14 protein-coding genes and 1 pseudogene are annotated in these 17926 nt (G+C 71.9%); 9 read left to right on the top strand and 6 right to left on the bottom strand.

The window, feature by feature from the left end:
- Positions 1-48: 48 nt before the first annotated feature.
- The gene (locus tag LXN57_RS27925; RefSeq protein ID WP_251801190.1) at positions 49-1518 is read left to right on the top strand and encodes an aminopeptidase P family protein; all 1470 of its coding nucleotides are present in this window, start codon (positions 49-51) and stop codon (positions 1516-1518) included.
- Between the two features lie 37 nt (positions 1519-1555).
- Here the strand turns inward: LXN57_RS27925 and LXN57_RS27920 are convergent, their stop codons facing one another.
- Complete coding sequence (locus LXN57_RS27920) at positions 1556-2044, bottom strand: hypothetical protein (protein ID WP_251801189.1); 489 nt, start codon at positions 2042-2044, stop codon at positions 1556-1558.
- A 139-nt stretch (positions 2045-2183) separates the two neighbouring features.
- On the opposite strand from LXN57_RS27920, the gene LXN57_RS27915 reads away from it, so the two are divergent.
- Positions 2184-2603, top strand: a complete 420-nt coding sequence (locus LXN57_RS27915) for a YciI family protein (protein WP_251801188.1) — start codon at positions 2184-2186, stop codon at positions 2601-2603.
- The gene (locus LXN57_RS27910; protein ID WP_251801187.1) at positions 2600-3829 is read left to right on the top strand and encodes an RNA polymerase sigma factor; all 1230 of its coding nucleotides are present in this window, start codon (positions 2600-2602) and stop codon (positions 3827-3829) included. Before LXN57_RS27915 ends, LXN57_RS27910 begins: the two co-directional genes overlap by 4 nt.
- Here the strand turns inward: LXN57_RS27910 and LXN57_RS27905 are convergent.
- From LXN57_RS27905 to LXN57_RS27895, 3 genes and pseudogenes are all read right to left on the bottom strand, one after another.
- The gene (locus tag LXN57_RS27905) at positions 3822-4586 is read right to left on the bottom strand and encodes a class I SAM-dependent methyltransferase (protein ID WP_251801186.1); all 765 of its coding nucleotides are present in this window, start codon (positions 4584-4586) and stop codon (positions 3822-3824) included. The genes LXN57_RS27910 and LXN57_RS27905 overlap by 8 nt on opposite strands.
- Positions 4587-4678: 92 nt before the next feature.
- Positions 4679-7504, bottom strand: a pseudogene (gene pulA / locus LXN57_RS27900) (pullulanase-type alpha-1,6-glucosidase); the annotation flags it as partial.
- 46 nt (positions 7505-7550) lie between these two features.
- Positions 7551-7940 carry a DUF6841 family protein gene (locus tag LXN57_RS27895; protein ID WP_251801185.1) on the bottom strand — a complete coding sequence of 130 codons (390 nt, stop codon included), beginning with the start codon at positions 7938-7940 and terminating at the stop codon, positions 7551-7553.
- A gap of 175 nt (positions 7941-8115) precedes the next feature.
- Here LXN57_RS27895 and acnA point away from each other — a divergent pair, with 175 nt between their 5' ends.
- The 6 genes from acnA to LXN57_RS27865 all read left to right on the top strand — a co-directional run bounded on the left by acnA (position 8116) and on the right by LXN57_RS27865 (position 15105).
- A complete protein-coding gene (gene acnA, locus LXN57_RS27890; protein ID WP_285904683.1) occupies positions 8116-10917 on the top strand; it encodes an aconitate hydratase AcnA in 2802 nt (933 codons plus the stop codon).
- Between the two features lie 222 nt (positions 10918-11139).
- Positions 11140-11547: a pantetheine-phosphate adenylyltransferase gene (gene coaD / locus LXN57_RS27885; RefSeq protein WP_251801184.1), complete on the top strand. Its 408-nt coding sequence runs from the start codon at positions 11140-11142 to the stop codon at positions 11545-11547.
- Between the two features lie 234 nt (positions 11548-11781).
- Positions 11782-12321, top strand: coding sequence for a sigma-70 family RNA polymerase sigma factor (locus tag LXN57_RS27880; RefSeq protein ID WP_251801183.1), 540 nt, complete (start codon positions 11782-11784; stop codon positions 12319-12321).
- Complete coding sequence (locus tag LXN57_RS27875) at positions 12318-13373, top strand: hypothetical protein (RefSeq protein ID WP_251801182.1); 1056 nt, start codon at positions 12318-12320, stop codon at positions 13371-13373. The genes LXN57_RS27880 and LXN57_RS27875 overlap by 4 nt, the downstream gene beginning before the upstream one ends.
- The gene (locus tag LXN57_RS27870; protein WP_251801181.1) at positions 13370-14266 is read left to right on the top strand and encodes an ABC transporter ATP-binding protein; all 897 of its coding nucleotides are present in this window, start codon (positions 13370-13372) and stop codon (positions 14264-14266) included. The genes LXN57_RS27875 and LXN57_RS27870 overlap by 4 nt, the downstream gene beginning before the upstream one ends.
- Positions 14263-15105: an ABC transporter permease subunit gene (locus LXN57_RS27865; protein ID WP_251801180.1), complete on the top strand. Its 843-nt coding sequence runs from the start codon at positions 14263-14265 to the stop codon at positions 15103-15105. The genes LXN57_RS27870 and LXN57_RS27865 overlap by 4 nt, the downstream gene beginning before the upstream one ends.
- Here the strand turns inward: LXN57_RS27865 and LXN57_RS27860 are convergent.
- Entirely contained in the window at positions 15064-17157 is a 2094-nt protein-coding gene (locus LXN57_RS27860; protein ID WP_251801179.1) for an MMPL family transporter, read from the bottom strand. The genes LXN57_RS27865 and LXN57_RS27860 overlap by 42 nt on opposite strands.
- Complete coding sequence (locus tag LXN57_RS27855; RefSeq protein WP_251801178.1) at positions 17154-17873, bottom strand: LmeA family phospholipid-binding protein; 720 nt, start codon at positions 17871-17873, stop codon at positions 17154-17156. Before LXN57_RS27855 ends, LXN57_RS27860 begins: the two co-directional genes overlap by 4 nt.
- Positions 17874-17926: the final 53 nt, after the last annotated feature.

Below are 17926 nucleotides of genomic sequence, written 5' to 3'. Positions count from 1 at the left end.
GTCAGGGGAAGGCGGTAACGTCGGGGTCACACGATCGGAGGCGCCACGATGGCCGAGCAGAAGGCTGCGCAACCCGCAGCCAAGACGGAATCCCACGACCCTGCCTTCCCCGAGGCCTTCCTGCAGTTCATGCGGTCCGGGTGGCGGGAGGACCCGCTGGCCGTCAGCCCGCTGCCCGAGGCGCCCAACTACGCCAAACGGCGCAACGCGCTCTCCGAGGCCTTCCCCGGCGAGACGCTGATCATCCCGTCCGGCAACGAGAAGGTCCGGGCCAACGACACCGACTACCCGTTCCGCCCGGGCAGCGACTTCGTCTACCTGACCGGCGACCGCGACCCCGACAGCGTGCTCGTGCTGCGCCCCAGCGGCTCCGGTCACGACGCTGTGCTCTACACCCACCAGCGCAACTCGAAGGACACCGACGCCTTCTTCCGCAGCCGCAACGGCGAGCTCTGGGTCGGCCGCACCCACACCCTGGCCGAGAAGTCGACCGAGCTCGGCGTCGAGACGGCCTCGCTGGGTGAGCTGGGCGCGGCTCTGGCCGGTTCCGCCCCGGGGCGTACGCGGGTGCTGCGCGGCCTCGACCCGAATGTCGACCGCACCGTGCTCGCCTACGAGCCCGACCGCGAGAAGCCGCGCGACCGCGAACTGGCCTGGGTGCTCAGCGAGCTCAAGCTGATCAAGGACGAGTGGGAGATCGCCCAGCTCCAGGCCGCGACCGACGCCACCGTCCGCGGCTTCGAAGACGTGACCCGCGTGCTGCCGGCCGACCGCGGAGTGAAGGAACGCCTGCTCGAGGGCGTCTTCGGCCTGCGCGCCCGGCACGACGGCAACGACGTCGGCTACGGCTCGATCGTCGGGGCCGGCGCCCACGCGACGATCCTGCACTGGGTACGTAACACCGGCACCACCACGCCGGGCGAGCTGCTGCTCATGGACATGGGCGTCGAGGGCCACAACTTCTACACCGCCGACGTGACCCGCACGGTGCCGGTGAACGGCCGCTTCACCCCGCTCCAGCGCCAGGTGTACGACATCGTGCACGCCTCACAGCAGGCCGGCATGGACGCGATCAGGCCGGGCGTGCTGTTCAAGGACGTGCACAAGACCTGCATGCGGGTGCTCGCCGAGGGCCTCGCCGACCTCGGCCTGCTGCCGGTCAGCGTCGACGAGGCGATGGACGAGAAGAGCACCGTCTACCGCCGCTGGACGCTGCACGGCTTCGGCCACATGCTCGGCATCGACGTGCACGACTGCAACAACGCCCGCAACGAGACCTACCGTGACGGCCCCCTGCAGGAGGGCTACGTGCTGACCGTCGAGCCCGGTCTCTACTTCCAGCCGGAAGACGACCTGGTCCCGGCCGAGTTGCGGGGCGTCGGCGTCCGCATCGAGGACGACGTGCTGGTCACCGCGGACGGCTGCCGGAACCTCTCAGCCGGCCTGCCCCGCTCCTCGGCCGAGGTCGAGACGTGGATGGCCGCGCAGCGCGAAGCCGGTCCGCGACTCCCCGGCTGACCGTCCGGGCGGCCTGCCGGGGGAACCGGATCCCGCCCTAAAGCTTGTAGTCGCTGACGTTCCAGCACTCCGGGCCGGAACCGACGTCGATGGTCACCTTCACCGGGTGGCCGTCGGCGTTGTCGAACGCCTTGGTGACCTGTCCGCCGTCGTCGGCCGCGGTCTGGGCCATCTCGAGCAGCTCCTTGAGCGTGAAGGCCTCGATCTCCTCCCCGGTGTCACCGGTGGCGGGGCCCAGATCCGCCTCGTCCCCGTCCGACGGCTTCACCGAGGTGGCGTCCAGCCGCTTCGACGCGGCGACCGCCCCCGACTTCACGTCCACCTGGTACCGGCCGGTCGGCGTGGCCGCGTCGCAGCCCCGGGCCAGCACATAGGAGTACGCCGCAGGCTCGGTCCACGCCGGCGGCGACGCCGGCGCGACCGGGGCAGTCTTGGCGTCATCCGACGACGACGTGCACCCGCCGATCAGCGCCACCAGAGCGATGCCACCCAAGGCCCATTGCACCCGCACAACGTCTCCCCTCACCGAAAATCGATACGCAATGTAACGCAACGACGCACCCCCGAGATTTGTCGCGGGCCGTGTCGATCGGGGGCGCGCCCGTTCGACCTGGGGATGAGAAGGTCGACGAGCGACCGGATCGGATACCGAGGAGAACGTCACCATGGCGAAGTACATGCTGATCATGCGGAACAGCGACGAGTCCCTGACGAAGATGATCGACGCGTCGTTCGACGACATGCTCGAGACGATGGGCCGCTTCAACGACGAGCTGATCAAGGCCGGCGTCCTGGTGGCGGCCGAGGGCCTGGAGGACGCGGCGCAGAGCGTGGTCGTCGATCACACCGGCGACACCCCGGTGGTCACCGACGGCCCCTACGGCGAGACCAAGGAGCTGTTCGGCGGCTTCTACATCCTCGACGTCGCCTCCAAGGAGGAGGCGGTCGAGTGGGCCAAGCGCATCCCGGCCTTCCCCGGTTCGAAGACGGAGATCCGCCGGGTCCCCGGCATCGACGAGTTCCCGCAGGACAACGAGTGGATCAAGAAGGAGCGGGCCTGGCGCGAGCAGACCGGCCAGCTGTGACCTCACTCGAGGCTGTCTGGCGCATCGAGTCGGCTCGCATCGTCGGTGCGCTCACCCGCTACACCGGCGGCGACCTGGAACTGGCCGAGGACGTGGCTCAGGAGGCGGTGGCCGAGGCTCTCGTCTGCTGGCCGCGCGACGGTGAGCCGGCCAACCCGGTGGGCTGGCTGCTGAACACGGCCCGGCGGCGGGCGATCGACAGCTTCCGCCGCCGGGCCGTCCGGGACGAGAAGTACGCGCTGCTGGCGTCCGAGGACACCGACGGCGGCGACGGTCACCTGTGGGACCCGGACCGGATCGACGACGACGTGCTGGCGCTGATGTTCGTCGCCTGCCACCCGGTGCTCTCGCCCGAGGCCCGGGTGGCGCTCACCCTGCGTACGGTCGGCGGTCTGTCCACCGAGGAGATCGCGCGGGCGTTCCTGGTGCCGGTGGCGACGATCCAGGCCCGGGTGACCCGGGCCAAGAAGACGATCGCGGCCGCCCGGGTGCCGTTCGAGGTGCCGCCGTCGGCCGACCGCAGGGAACGGCTCGGCGGCGTCCTCAGCGTCCTCTACGTCATCTTCACCGAGGGCTCGACGGCGACGACGGGCGACAGCCTGCTCCGCACCGACCTGGCCTACGAGGCTGTCCGGCTGGCCCGGACGCTGGCCGCGCTGCTGCCCGGCGAGCCCGAGGTGTTCGGGTTGATCGCCCTGTGCGAACTGACCGCGGCGCGCTTCCCGGCCCGCACCGCCCCGGACGGTTCGGCGATCCTGCTCGAGGACCAGGATCGCCGGCGCTGGGACCGCTCGGCGATCCGCCGCGGCCTGGCGGCGCTGGCTCAGGCCACTGCGGCCGGTCGCGGCCTCGGCCCGTACGGGTTGCAGGCCGCGATAGCCGCCGGCCATGCCACCGCCGCCTCGGTCGCCGAGACCGACTGGGAACGCATAGTGCTGCTCTACGAGGCCCTGGGCCGGGTCGCGCCGTCGCCGATCGTCGAGCTGAACCGCGCGGTGGCGGTGGCCATGGCCGGCGGCCCGGCCCCGGCCCTGCTGATGGTCGACGAGCTGGTCGCCCAGGACCGGCTGCCCGGCTCGTATCTGTTGCCGAGTGTGCGGGGCGAGCTGCTCAGCCGGCTGGGCCGCACGGCCGAGGCCCGCGCCGAGCTGGAGCTGGCCGCCCGGCTCTGTGGCAACGCCCGGGAGCGGGCCGTCCTCGTCCGGAAGGCTGCGGCGCTCAGCTAGTCCTTTCCAGGACGAGCAGATCGCTTTCCTCCTCGACCGGCCGCGGCCGGCGCTCGGCCCGCACCGCTGCCTCGAGCGCGTCGAACCCCTCGATGATCTCGAGCTCGGTCAGCCGCTCGAACGTGGACGATCCACGCAGCTTCAACCGGTGCTCGTAGTCGGCCAGGCTGTCGGCGATGCGTTCCTGCACCCGTTCGACCGTCACGAACCTCAGCCCGGCCGAGGCGAACGTGTCGAGCAACGGGTCCATCCGCGGGAAGACCTGTTCGTCGATGAGCCGGGCCCCGGGGAAGTAGCTGTACCACGGCAGCTCGGGCATGCGGTCGGGGAACAGGCTGCGGATCAGCACCCGGCCGCCGGGCCGCAGCACGCGGGCGATCTCGGCCGCCGCGGCCGCGTGGTCGCGGACGTGATGCAGCACCAGGAACAGCAGAACGAGGTCGCAGCTCTCGTCGGGCCGCGGGATCTCGGTGGCGGAGCCGGACAGGTAGCTGACGCCCGGCTGGTCGCCGTGTTCGCCGGCGACGGCTCGCATGTGCTCGGACGGCTCGACCCCCCACACGGGACCGCCGAACTCGGCGGCCAGGGCCGGGGTGAAGCGGCCGGTGCCGGAGCCGAGGTCGAGCACTTCGAGCGGGCGCCGGGCGGGAGCATGCCGCGCGAACACGCGCAGCCACTCGGCCAGCCTGTCGGGGGTCAACGCGCGAGCCCGCGCATAGACCAGATGTTGCCGGTCGTCGTAATTAACCTCGCGCAACAGCACACCCCTTCCCCGGCTCCCATCCTTTCCCAGTGCGAGGCCGAGCGCGACCCCCCACAGCCATCCGGGAGGCGACTCACAGCCGAACCTCAGGCGGCGTCGGCCACGAAGACGGCCACCGAGCGGGCCGGGACGGTCAGGTTGCCGGCGGCCGCCTTGGCCGTACGCACCAGCGGGTCGGCCGATCGGGCCAGCTCGGGGTGGGGGTGCAGGCTCTCGGAGACACCGGGGACGGCCTGGACGGTGGACTCGTCGGTCGCGTTGAAGACGACGACAAGCTGACTCCACTTCGGGTCGAGGCCGGTGCCGTCGAGACACATCACGATCACGCCGGGGGTCTCGCCCGGGCCACCGAGCGGGAACGCCACCCGGCGCTGCACCTCTTCGGCCGTGGGCAGGCCGAACACCGGGGAGGAGCAGCGAATGCGCAGCAGCTCGCGGTAGCGCTCAGCGGTCAGCTCGATGACGTCGGGCGGCGGCACCAGGGACGGTTCGGCCAGCAACGGGCGGGCACGGGGCCACTGGTCCTCGTTCTCGCCGGCCGGCGGCAGGCCCAGGCCGAAGCCGTTGCCGAGGGCCGGGTCCCAGCGGATCTGGTTGAACCAGTCGCCGGAGTTGTGCGAGTTGCGGTCGAGCGACTTGGAGCGAAGCCGCTCGCTACCCATCGCGACGAAGCCGGCGCCCTGCCCCAGCACCACCAGCGACAGCGCCAAGACCTGGAGCCGGGCCCGGTCGACGGGGGCAGTCGTGATCGGCAGTTTGAACGCCATCGCGTCGTACAGGATCTCGTTGTCGTGGGCGTCGACGTAGTTGATCGTCTCGCCCGGGGACTGCGCGTAGCCGCTGGGCGAACCGTTGTAGTCGACCTGGGCGCCGCTGTGCTCGGCCCCGGTGTGGGTGGTGAAGCGGTAGGTGGCCAGGCCGCCGGCCAGGCCCACCTTGATCTGGTCGTGCACGTGCAGCGGGGTCGACGAGCCGAGCCCGGTGGCGAAGCCGGGCACGCCCGGGTCGCCGAACGAGCCGCCGCCGCGGGCCGCGTCGCGCAGCCGGTCGTTGAACGTGCCGACGCCGGTGCCGGCCATGTTGACCTGGGTGGCCTGGGTGAACCGGGCGTTGCCGGCGACCTCGCCGAAGTCCCAGCCCTCGCCGTAGAGACAGATGTCGCGGCCGTCGGGCAGGTGGTCGAGGTTGACGCGGACCTCGAGGATGTTGGCCCGCGGGTGGTGGCCCATGAGGTCGAAGCGGAAGCCGTCGACCCGGTATTCGCGGGCCCAGGTGACCACGGAGTCGACGACCAGGCGGCTCATCATCATGTGCTCGGGCGCGGTGTTGGGGCAGCAGGTGGACTCGGCGGTCGAGCCGTCGGCCAGCAGGCGGTGGTAGTAACCCGGGACGATCCGGTCGAGGACGCTGAACCGGTCGAGCCCGTCGCCCATGGTGTGGTTGTAGACGACGTCCATGACCACGCGCAGGCCGGCGGCGTTGAGGGCGGCCACCATGCGGCGGAACTCGAGGATGCGGGACGGCCCGGCCGGGTCGACGGCGAAGCTGCCCTCGGGGGCCGTGTAGTGCCACGGGTCGTAGCCCCAGTTGAACCCGTCGGACGCGGCGACCGCCATGACGGCGCGCTGCTGCTCGGGCGAGTCGGGCGGCAGGGCGGCCAGGTCGCAGTCGGGGGTGGCCTGGTCGGCGCGGCGATCGGGCACGCTGCCGAAGTCGAACGCCGGCAGCAGGTGCACGTGGGTCAGCCCGGCCTCGGCCAGCGAGCCGAGGTGGCTCATCGAGGCCGAGCCGGGCCGGGTGAAGGCCGCGTACGTGCCCCGCTCGGCCGGCGGCAGCGAGTGGTCGAAGATCGAGAAGTCGCGGACCGACACCTCGCTGATCTGCATGCGGGCCGGCGCGACGGCGGGCGGCTTGGCCAGTGATTCCCAGCCGAACGGCTTCAGCGCGGGGTCGGCCAGGTCGACGAGCAGGCTGTGGGTGGAGTCGGTGGCCAGGGCCAGCGAGTACGGATCGGTGACGCTGGTGGTGACCACGCGCTGGGCCGACGGGTGCCACACCTCGACCCGGTAGCGGTAGTAGCGGCCCAGCCACTTCGGCTTGAGCGCGGCCGACCAGACGCCGGTCAGCGCGTCCCTTTCCATCGGCACCAGGCGCGGCTCGTCGTCCGGGGTCTTGAACAGCTCGAGCTCGATCGTGCGGGCCGTGGGCGCCCACACCGCCAGCCGCGGGCGCTCGTCGAGGAGGATCAGGCCCAGCTCGGCGTCGGCGGCGTCGGCGTACAGGTCGTCGAGCACGCCGGGAAGCTGCACGGCGGTCAGCGCGGTGACCTGGCCCCCGGCATCGCGGCCCTCGACCAGCACCGGGCCGCGGAGCAGCTCGCCCAGGGCGGCGTCGCCCATCTCGCGTACGGAGAAGGCGCGGTAGGCCCGCAGGTGGGGGAACCGGCGGCTCTGGGCCTGGAAGAGCCCGCCCGGACGCGCGGTGAGCGGGACGGCGACCTCGCCGAGCAGCGAGAACGTGACCGCGCGCTCGGCGAGCCAGGCGGGCAGGGCGATCGTGGTGCGGTCGACGAAGACGGCGAACGCGCGGGCCCGGTCGAGCTCGGGGCCGAGGCTGCCGAGCGAGGGGCGCACGGGGTGGGCTTCACCGGCGCGCAGCCAGACCTCACGGGCCACGGTGAGATCGAGCCGCTGGTCGTCGGGCAGATCTTTCTCGTCGCCGCGGTGGAGCACGAAACGCAGGCCGATGGCGTCGTCGCGTACGGGAACCGAGAAGACGGCGCCGAATTCGTCGAACGACGCGGGGCTGAGCGGGCGGCGCCAGTCGGGTTTGGTGATCGCGCCTTCCCAGGCGTGCAGGCCCCAGCCGGCATAGTCGCCGGCGGGCCGCTGGTAGTGGATCACCGCGACGTCGGGAGAGCTGATCACCTGGCCATACTCGCACCAGGGCCCGACAGTTTCAGCGCCTGGCGATGACCGTGGTGATTCTTGGCCCATCGGCGCCAAGCCGCAGCAGATAGCTGTAACTCTCCCCCGGCACCGCATTTCCCCGCGAATCCAGGTATTCCCACTCGACCGACACCAGGCTCAGCGCCGGCGACAACGCCTGCACGTCGAGCAACTGAGCGTGCGCCGCCACGATCTGACGCTCCTCGTAGCTGGGGGCTGCGCCGAGGAACGACAGCGCGACGGCGGCCGGCGTGGCGAAAGTGAAGCTGTAAGCATCGGCGACCACCATCCCCGGCAGCGCGTGGCAGTTCGCGATGGCGACCACGTCTCCGCTGGTCAGAGCGGTGCCGTAGCGGTCGAAGAACTCGCTGAGTCCGACCCGGTCGGTAGGCGCCTGCACGATTGCCGATGTGCCCGGCGCGCGACCGGGGTAAACGTGAAGGAGGACGACCCCGGCTTGCGCCGGCTTACAAGACGGACGTACGGTTTACAGACGGACGTAAACCGAGAGTTAGGTATGCCTAACCAGAAGGCCGCCCTTTCGGTGCGAAAGACTTGAACGACAGTCGCTGGGTGTGAAGGAGATGACGGTGGCCAGCCTCGACACCTTTGGTGCGAAGAGCGAGCTCCGCGTCGGTGACGCGAGCTACGAGATTTTCACGATCGACAAGGTCGAGGGGCACGACCGGCTGCCCTACTCCTTGAAGATCCTGCTCGAGAACCTGCTGCGGACGGAGGACGGCGCCAACATCACCGCCGACCACATCCGCGCGCTCGGCGGATGGGACCAGACGGCCGACCCCAGCGTCGAGATCCAGTTCACCCCGGCCCGGGTCCTCATGCAGGACTTCACCGGCGTGCCGTGCGTGGTCGACCTGGCCACCATGCGCGAGGCCGTGAAGGAGCTGGGCGGCGACCCGACCAAGGTCAACCCCCTCGCCCCGGCCGAGCTGGTCATCGACCACTCGGTCATCGCCGACCTGTTCGGCCGCGAGGACGCGTTCGCCCGCAACGTCGAGCTCGAATACCAGCGCAACCGCGAGCGCTACCAGTTCCTGCGCTGGGGCCAGACCGCGTTCAACGAGTTCAAGGTCGTCCCGCCCGGCACCGGCATCGTGCACCAGGTCAACATCGAATACCTGGCCCGTACGATCATGGCGCGCGCAGATTCGTCTGGAAGCATGCAGGCCTACCCCGACACCGTGGTCGGCACCGACTCGCACACCACGATGGTCAACGGCCTGGGCGTGCTGGGCTGGGGCGTCGGCGGCATCGAGGCCGAGGCGGCCATGCTGGGCCAGCCGGTCAGCATGCTCATCCCGCGGGTCGTCGGCTTCAAGCTCAGCGGCGAGATGCCGGCCGGCACCACCGCCACCGACCTCGTGCTGACAATCACCGAGATGCTCCGCGAGCACGGCGTGGTCAGCAAGTTCGTCGAGTTCTACGGCCCCGGCGTCACCGCTGTGCCGCTGGCCAACCGGGCCACCATCGGCAACATGTCGCCCGAGTACGGCTCGACCGCGGCGATCTTCCCGATCGACGACGAGACCATCAAGTACCTCAAGCTGACCGGCCGCTCCGACGAGCAGGTCGCGCTGGTAGAGGCGTACGCGAAGCGGCAGGGCCTCTGGCTCGACCCGCAGGCCGAGCCCGACTACTCCGAGAAGCTCGAGCTCGACCTGTCGACGATCGTGCCGTCGCTGGCCGGCCCGAAGCGCCCGCAGGACAGGGTGCCGCTGAACGCCGCCAAGCAGATGTTCCGCGACGCGCTCACCAACTACGTGTCCGACCAGGGCCCGGCCGACGAGGCCAGCGAAGAATCGTTCCCGGCCAGCGACCCGCCGGCAAACCACGAGGACTCGGCCGCCGACAAGCCGCACGTGTTTAGCGCGGCCAACGGCGCCGACGGCCGCCCCTCCAAGCCCACCCGCGTGGTCGGCGAGGACGGCTCTGAGTACGAGCTCGACCACGGCGCCGTGGTGATCGCCGCCATCACGTCCTGCACCAACACCTCGAACCCGCAGGTCATGATCGGTGCGGCGCTGCTGGCCAAGAAGGCCGTCGAGCGCGGCCTGACCCGCAAGCCGTGGGTCAAGACCACGCTGGCCCCCGGCTCCAAGGTCGTCTCCGACTACTACGACCGGTCCGGCCTCACGCCCTACCTCGACAAGATCGGCTTCAACCTGGTCGGGTACGGCTGCACCACCTGCATCGGCAACTCGGGCCCGCTGCCCGAGGAGGTCTCGGCGGCCGTCAACGAGGCCGACCTGACCGCGGTCAGCGTGCTGAGCGGCAACCGCAACTTCGAGGGCCGGATCAACCCGGACGTCAAGATGAACTACCTGGCGTCCCCGCCCCTGGTCGTGGCGTACGCGCTGGCCGGCTCGATGGACATCGACATCACCACCGAGCCGCTGGGCATCGGGTCCGACGGTCAGCCGGTCTACCTCCAGGAGATCTGGCCCAGCGCCAAGGAGATCGACGACGTCATCGCCTCGGCGATCGGGGCCGAGGGTTTCAGCACCGCCTACTCCGACGTGTTCGCGGGCGACGAGCAGTGGCAGTCGCTGCCCACCCCCGAGGGCAAGACCTTCGAGTGGGCCGACGACTCGACGTACGTCCGCAAGCCCCCTTACTTCGAGGGCATGCAGCCCTCGCCGCAGCCGGTGAACGACATCGCGGGCGCCCGCGTCCTGGCCAAGCTGGGCGACTCGGTCACCACCGACCACATCTCGCCCGCGTCGTCGATCAAGGCCGACTCCCCCGCCGGCAAGTACCTGGCCGAGCACGGCGTCCCGCGCCACGAGTTCAACAGCTACGGCTCGCGCCGCGGCAACCACGAGGTCATGATCCGCGGCACGTTCGCCAACATCCGGCTGCGCAACCAGCTGGTGCCGGGCGTCGAGGGCGGCTTCACGGTCAACCACCTCACCGGCGACCGGACGACGATCTACGACGCCTCGGTCGCGTACCAGGAAGCCGGCGTCCCGCTGGTCATCCTGGCCGGCAAGGAGTACGGCTCGGGCTCGTCGCGCGACTGGGCGGCCAAGGGCACCATGCTGCTGGGCGTCCGCGCCGTCATCGCCGAGAGCTACGAGCGCATCCACCGCTCCAACCTGATCGGCATGGGCGTGCTGCCGCTGCAGTTCCCGCCCAAGACCAACGCCGAGTCGCTCGGCCTCACCGGCTCCGAGACCTTCACGATCACCGGCGTGACGGCCCTCAACGACGGCGACACCCCTTCGACGGTCAAGGTCCGCACCGACACCGGCGTCGAGTTCGACGCCGACGTCCGCATCGACACCCCCGGCGAGGCGGACTACTACCGCCACGGCGGGATCCTCCAGTACGTCCTCCGCAAGATGCTCGCGAGCTGAGCCGAGTGTTCCTGAAGCCCCGTCTGCCAGTTCCGGCAGGCGGGGCTTCGTTCTGGGCGCCGTCCGTTATCCACAATCCGCGCTTGTCCACAGGACGGCCGGACTGCGGCTCCGCGAATCAGCCAAAACGATAAAATCGGCCGTGGCCGGGGGCCCCCGGTGGAGGGCGGGGTCCACCTCGGCGCAGCCGCGTGCCCGCCGGCGCGGATTTATGCTCGAGCGATGACGCGCGCGGTCTTCCCCGGCACGTTCGATCCCGTCACGGCCGGCCACCTCGACGTCGCCGACCGGGCCCGCCGCCTCTTCGACGAGCTGATCGTGCTGGTGGCGGTGAACGCCGCGAAGCACCCCACGCGCGAGGGCGAAGCCCGTGCCGAAGCCGTCCGCGCCGCCTTGCCCTCCGCCTGGCACAACGTCACGGTGGCCGCCTGGCAGGGCCTCACCGTCGACTACTGCCACCGCCACGGCGCGGACGTCATCATCCGCGGCGTCCGCAATCCCACGGATGCCCGCCACGAGCAGGAACTGGCCGCCATGAACCAGTCCCTGGGCGTCCCCACCCTCCTCATGCCGGCCCGGCCGACCCTGGCCGCGGTTTCCTCGACCACCGTCCGGGCGGTCCAGGCTTGACCTCACGTGGCCGGACCCCGCTCGCATCGACGATCGACAGGCTTCGGCGCCGGCGCAGCGGGTAAGCGCGCCATGCGTATCGGAAATTCGGAAGTTCGGTTTCTGGGTGGGCCGCTGGGCTGTCTCGGCATGATCGTGCTGTCGGTGGTGGCCTCGATCGTGCTGACCGTGCTGGTCAACATCATTCTCTAGACGGCGCTGTCACAACCGCGGGGCCGGCGGTGCTTACCTGGCATGGACTTAGCACTGGCCCACGGCGGGAAGGACAGCGTGGCCCTGTCGAGAAGAACCCGGGCGGCCCGGCCCGACCTGGAGCAGGTTTTCCGGGCCGCTTACCCGCGCGTGGTGGCCGTGGCCGCCCGCGTGCTGGGCTCGCGCGACGAGGCGGAGGACGTCGCGCAGGAGGTGTTCCTCACCTTCGGCCGCTCCGACGTGCCGGCGGGTGAGGCGCTGCCCTGGCTGTCCGTGGCGGCCGCCCACACCGCGCTCAATCACATCCGTACGGGAAAACGCCGCGCCGGCCGTGAGCGGGCCGCCCGGTCCCACGACACAGTGGTGCCCGACGTCGCCGACGCGGTGGTGGCCGCCGAGGAGCGCCGCCGGGTGCGGGCCGCCCTCGCCCGGCTGCCCCGGAAACAGGCGATCGCCCTCGTTCTGCGGCACAGCGGCCTCAGCTACGCCGAGGTGGCCGCCGCCCTCGACCTCTCCCCCGGCAGCGTCGGCACCACCGTGCGACGCGCCGAGTCCGCTCTGCGCAAGGAGTTGAACGCATGAGACGCCACCCGAACGACGGCGTGCTGCGCCGGCTGGTGGACGAGCCGGCCGGGGTCGCCGACGCCGACCGCGAGCACGTCGCGAGCTGCGCGAGCTGCAGCGCGGAACTGGTCACCGCCCGGCAGGACGCCGCCTTCGCCGCCGAGAGCCTGCACACGGCGGCCGATCCGGATGTCGACGCCGGATGGGAACGCCTGCGGGTTGCCGAGCCGGTGAGCGCGCCGCGCCGGGTCCGCGCCCGGTTCCGCAGTCCGATCATCGCCGGCGCCGCCGTGGCCGTGCTTCTCGCGGGGGCGGGCGCGGCGGCCGCGGGCGACTGGTTCCCGATCTTCCGGACCGAGCGCATCGCCCCGGTCACGGTGCACCAGGCCGACCTCATGGCCATGCCCGACCTGTCCTCGTGGGGCGACGTCGAGATCACCTCACGCCCGCGGATCCACCAGGTCGCCGACGCGGCCGCCGCCGAGAAGGAGAGCGGCCTCGCCCTGCCCCGGGTCGCCGATCTGCCGCGCGGGGTGACCGGCGAGCCGGCGTATCAGGCGGGCCGGCGCATCAGCGCGACCTTCACGTTCCGGGCGGCCAAGGTGGCCGCGTTCGCCCAGAGCCGGGGCGAGGCCACCCCGCCCATGCCGGCCGGCCTGGACGGGAGCAGCTTCCGGCTGACCGCCGGCCCGGGCGCCGCCGCCGTGTGGTCGAGCAGGCAGGGCGTTCCGTCGCTGATCGTGGCCCGGGCGGTCGCGCCCACCGCGTACTCGACGGGGGTGCCCTTCGCGACGGCCCGGGACTACCTGTTGTCGCTGTCGGGGCTGCCCGCGGACGTGGCCAAGCAGCTGCGCAGCTTCACCGCCGACGGCACGACGCTGCCCTTGCACGTGATGCCCGAAGAGATGACGAGCAAGCCGACCGAGGTCGACGGCGTGCCGGCGACCCTGCTCACCGCCAGCGACGGGGTGCTGAGCGCGGTGGTCTGGGTACGCGACGGCGTGGTCACCGCGGTGGCGGGCTCGGTGAGCGCGGACGAGGTGCTGTCGGTGGCCCGGGGGCTCCGGTGACCTCTCCCGCGGTGTGGGCCTCGGGCCTGCGCAAACGGTACGGGCGGCGGCAGGCCGTGGACGGCGTGACGTTCGAGGTCGGGCGGGGCGAGGTGGTCGGCCTGCTCGGCCCGAACGGGGCCGGCAAGACGACGGTCATCAAGATGCTGCTCGGTCTCGTCCGGCCCGACGCGGGCGAGGTCATGCTGCTCGGCCGGCCCGGCACGGAACCGGGCTCGCGGGCCCGAGTCGGCTACCTGCCCGAGCTGTTCCGCTACCAGCCGTGGCTGACCGCGGCCGAGGTGCTGCGGCTCCACACACGGCTGGCGAGCACGGCTGTTCCCGACGCGGAGCAGCGTGAATGCCTCGGCCTGGTCGGGCTGGCGGACCGCGCCGGCGACCGGGTGGGCGGCTTCTCCAAGGGCATGCAGCAGCGCCTCGGGCTGGCGGTCGCGTTGGTCGCCCGTCCGGAGCTGGTGGTGCTCGACGAGCCGACCAGCGCGCTCGACCCGATCGGCCGGGCCGACGTACGCGACCTGCTTCTCTCCCTGCGCGAGCGGGACGTCGCCGTGCTGCTCAACTCGCACCTGATCGGCGAGGTGGAACGGGTCTGCGACCGGGTCGTCATCCTCGACCACGGCCGCGTCGCCACCTCGGGAACCCTGGCTGAGCTGCTCGGACAGCGGGAGCTGCGGCTCCGGCTGGAGGGCGTGACGCCCGCGGCGGAGAGCCGGATCGGCGCCCACCGGCGAGAGGGTGACACCTTCGTCGTGCCGATCGGCGACCTCGACGAGGTGCCCGACCTCGTCGCCGAGCTGGTGAAGCTCGGCGTCCGCGTGCACGCCGTGGAACCCGGGCGGATCACGCTCGAGGAGCGCCTGCTCGACATCATCCGTGGCGGGGAGGCCGCATGAGAATCGTGCTCACCATCGCCGGTCTGACCCTGCGCGAGGCAGCCCGCCGACGGGTGCTGCGCTCGCTGGCCGTGCTGACGATCGTGCTGCTCTCGCTGAGCGCCTGGGGCTTCTCCCGGATCAACGCGGAGTTCGGCGGCCTGACCAGCGGCGAATCGAAGTTCGCGGCCGCCCTGGTGCTCAACCTGGTGATGTTCGGCCTGAGCCTGATCGCCGCGCTCGGCACGGCGTTCCTGGCCGGTCCGACCGTGGCCGGCGAGGCCGAGTCCGGCATCGCGCTGGCCGTGCTGGCCCGTCCGGTCCGCCGCGTGTGGGTGCTGCTGGGCAAGTGGCTCGGTCTGGTGGCGTTCGGCGCCGGTTTCGTGGCCGCGGCCGGCGCGGCCCAGCTGGTGATCGTCAAGGTGACCACCGGCTACTGGCCGCCCGACCCGGCGACCGGCCTGGCGCTGCTGGCCGCCCAGACGGTCACGCTGCTGACGCTGGGACTGCTGCTGTCCACGGTGATCTCCCCGATGGCGTCGGGCGTGGTGGCCGTCGGCCTGTTCGGCGCGACCTGGATCGCGGGCGTGGTCGGCGGTCTGGGCAAGGCCCTGGGCAACGAGAGCGTCGAACGCATCGGCACCGTGTCGCAGATGCTGCTGCCCACCGACGGCCTGTGGCGCGGAGCGATGCGTTCGTTCCAGGACCCGTCCCTGTTGTCGCAGTTCAGCGAGGCGTTCGAGGGCCACCCGTTCCTCAGCGCGGACCCGTTGACCGGCACCTACCTGGCCTGGGCGGCCGTGTGGGTGGCCCTGGTGCTAGCGCTGGCCGGCCTCGCTTTCCAGCGCCGCGACCTCTGACGGACGGCGGCGCAACCGGGGGCTCCACCAGTTGGCCCGGCCGAGCAGGGCCATCGTCGCCGGCACGAGCAGGCCACGGATCACCGTGGCGTCGACGGCGATGGCCACGGCCAGGCCCAGACCCATCATCTTGATCACCGGGTCGGCGCTGAGCAGGAAGCCGGCGAAGACACACACCATGATCAGCGCGGCCGACGTGATCACCACGCCGGTGCTCGCGAGGCCCTCGCGTACCGAGGCGCGGTTGTCGCGGTGGCGTTGCCACGACTCGCGCACCGCGGTCAGCAGGAACACCTCGTAGTCCATGGACAGGCCGAAGAGCAGGGCGAAGAGCATCATCGGCACGTACGCCTCGATCGGCACCGGCCCGTCGAGCCCGGTCAGGCGTACGCCCCAGCCCCACTCGAAGACGGCGGTGAGCACGCCGTAGGCGGCGCCGACCGACAGCAGATTCATCACGGCCGCCTTCGCCGCGACGACCGGCGCCCGGAAGGCCACCAGCACCAGCAGCGCGCTGAGCAGGACGACAAGCCCGATGACGTACGGCATCCGCTCGGCGACCCGGTCGGCCAGGGCGCCCCGGACCGCGGTCTGACCGGTCACCGCCACCTCGGCGCCGTCGACGGTGAGCGCGTCGAGCCGGTCGGCCGTGCGCAGCGTCGCCGGGTCGCTCGGGGCCGTCGTGGGCAGCACCCGGATCGAGGCCACCAGCCCGTCCGGCGAGAGCCGGACCGGCTGCGTGCCCGCCACCCCCTCGACCCGCGACACCGCCGCGCCCAGCGAGGCCAGCCGGGGATCGGCGGGGTCGGCCGCCTTCTGGTCGAGAGCGGCGACCACGGTGAGCGGGCCGTTGATGCCCGGTCCGAAGCCGGCAGCCAGCGCGTCGTAGCCCTGACGGGTGGCCGAGCCCGCGGGGTCGTCACCCTCGTCGGTCTGCCCGAGGCTCATGCCGAGCACCGGGGCGGCCAGGGCCAGCAGCACCACCACGCTGGACGCCGCGTACGGCCACGGTCGCCGGGTGACGCGGTCGGCCAGCCGGCCCCAGACCGACGGCCGCCCGGTTTGCCGCACCCGGCCGACCCGCGGGCCGAGCAGCATGAGCAGGGCCGGCAGCAGCGTGGTGGCGGAGGCGACGGCGATCAGCACGACCACGCCGGCTGTCCAGCCCAGGGTGGTCAGGATCGGGACGCCGGCCACGGCCAGCCCGCCGAGGGCGACCACGACCGTGCCGCCGGCGAAGACGACCGCGCTGCCCGACGAGGCGACGGTCTCCACGATCGCGGGCGCGACCGGTGTGCCGGCGGCAAGCAGCGTCCGGTAGCGGGTCAGCAGGAAGAGCGCGTAGTCGATGCCGACGCCCAGGCCGATCATCGTGCCGAGTGTCGTGGCGACCCCTGGAATACCGGTGAGGTGCCCGGCCAGACCGATCGCGCCGACCCCGCAGACGAGCGTCACCATCGCGGTGATCAGCGGCAGCGTCGCGGCGACGAGACCGCCGAACGCGATGACCAGCACGACCAGGGCCACGGCGAGGCCGATCACCTCGCTGACCCGGCTGTCCGTCTCCGGCCGGGCCAGCGCGCCCGCGGGCAACGGCCGCGTCCCGCCGACCTCCGCCGCGTCCAGCACCTCGTCGATGACGTGCCCGGTGACCTCGCGCGGCCCGAGATCGAAGGTCACATCGAGGTAGGCGGTGCGGCCGTCCGCACTGATCACCGGCCGGCCCACCGCGGTGACGTGCTCCACCTCGGCAAGCCGGGCGGCCGGCGGGGCCAGGTCGGGCAACGCGCCGGGCGAGGCTTGATAGATCACCTGCCCGGACGCGTCGCCGGAGCCGCTGAAGTGCTCGGCCAACAGGTCACGCCCGTGCTGGGCGGTGCTGCCGGGCAGCTTCGTGTCGTCCTCGGTGGGCCGGCCGAAGCCGGCGACCAGGGCGATCACCGTGGCCGCGAGGAGCAGCCACGCGGCCAGCACCGCCCGGGGCCGCCGCGTGACGAAGCGGGCCACCCGGGCCATCACCGGGTACAGCGGCCCGTGCTCGATCGTGCTCACTCTTGACCTCCACAGGTCTGTTTCCGGCCGGCGTCGCCGCCGGCGGTGATCTTCTGGTTCGCCGTGACGGACACGGTCAGGCCGTCGCTCGTCGCGCTGACCCGGTCGTACGCGACTCCGGCGGGCAACTCGGGCAGGTCGATGCGGCGGCTCTGCCGGGCCGCGGCGGGCAGTCGCTCGGCCGGCAGGCGCAGGCCGAGCGCGGACAGCTCGATCTCGGCCGGGGTCACGGTGAGCGCGTCGCCGCTCAGGGCGATGTCGGCGTAGACGGTGGCGGGCAGGGTGATCCCCCGCACCGGCACCTCGGCCTCCAGCACCAACCGGCCGCCGTCGTCCGCCCCCGCAATGCGCGCGGCCCCGCCGAGGCGGCCCACCGCGGCCCAGTCGACGGTCGCGTCGGCCGTCAGCGAGCCGGCGGTCAGGCCACCCGACAGGGCCAGGTCGCGGGCCACCACCGAGACCTGCCGCAGCGTCACCCGGGACACCGTCACGTCGGCCGCGCTCACCCGCACCTCGTCGAGCCGGCCGGCCGCCAACTGGTCGAGCACGGGGAAACCGCCGACCGTCACCTCCGGCGCCGTGGCCAGGGCCGCCGCGCAGGCCAGCCGGGACGCGATCCGGCGCTCGATCACCTCTGCCGCCACCCGGTCGGCGGCCACCGGCAGCACGAGCAGCGCCGCGACCGCCCCGCCGGCGATCCACTTCAGTCTGGTCACCCGCAGAAGGCAACCAGCTCAGGACGGCAACCCGATGCGAGGCGGATGAGAGT

It is taken from the genome of Paractinoplanes hotanensis (assembly GCF_023717965.1).
Classification (GTDB): domain Bacteria; phylum Actinomycetota; class Actinomycetes; order Mycobacteriales; family Micromonosporaceae; genus Actinoplanes; species Actinoplanes polyasparticus.
Note: the sequence above shows the minus strand (reverse complement) of the source record. Positions and strands in the feature narration are given on the sequence as shown.

Bases quoted from the DNA above. Each gene is read 5' to 3' on its own strand.
- LXN57_RS27925 (WP_251801190.1), top strand. From the start codon at position 49: ATGGCCGAGCAGAAGGCTGCGCAACCCGCAGCCAAGACGGAATCCCAC.
- LXN57_RS27915 (WP_251801188.1), top strand. From the start codon at position 2,184: ATGGCGAAGTACATGCTGATCATGCGGAACAGCGACGAGTCCCTGACG.
- coaD (WP_251801184.1), top strand. From the start codon at position 11,140: ATGACGCGCGCGGTCTTCCCCGGCACGTTCGATCCCGTCACGGCCGGC.
- LXN57_RS27880 (WP_251801183.1), top strand. From the start codon at position 11,782: ATGGACTTAGCACTGGCCCACGGCGGGAAGGACAGCGTGGCCCTGTCG.
- LXN57_RS27875 (WP_251801182.1), top strand. From the start codon at position 12,318: ATGAGACGCCACCCGAACGACGGCGTGCTGCGCCGGCTGGTGGACGAG.
- LXN57_RS27865 (WP_251801180.1), top strand. From the start codon at position 14,263: ATGAGAATCGTGCTCACCATCGCCGGTCTGACCCTGCGCGAGGCAGCC.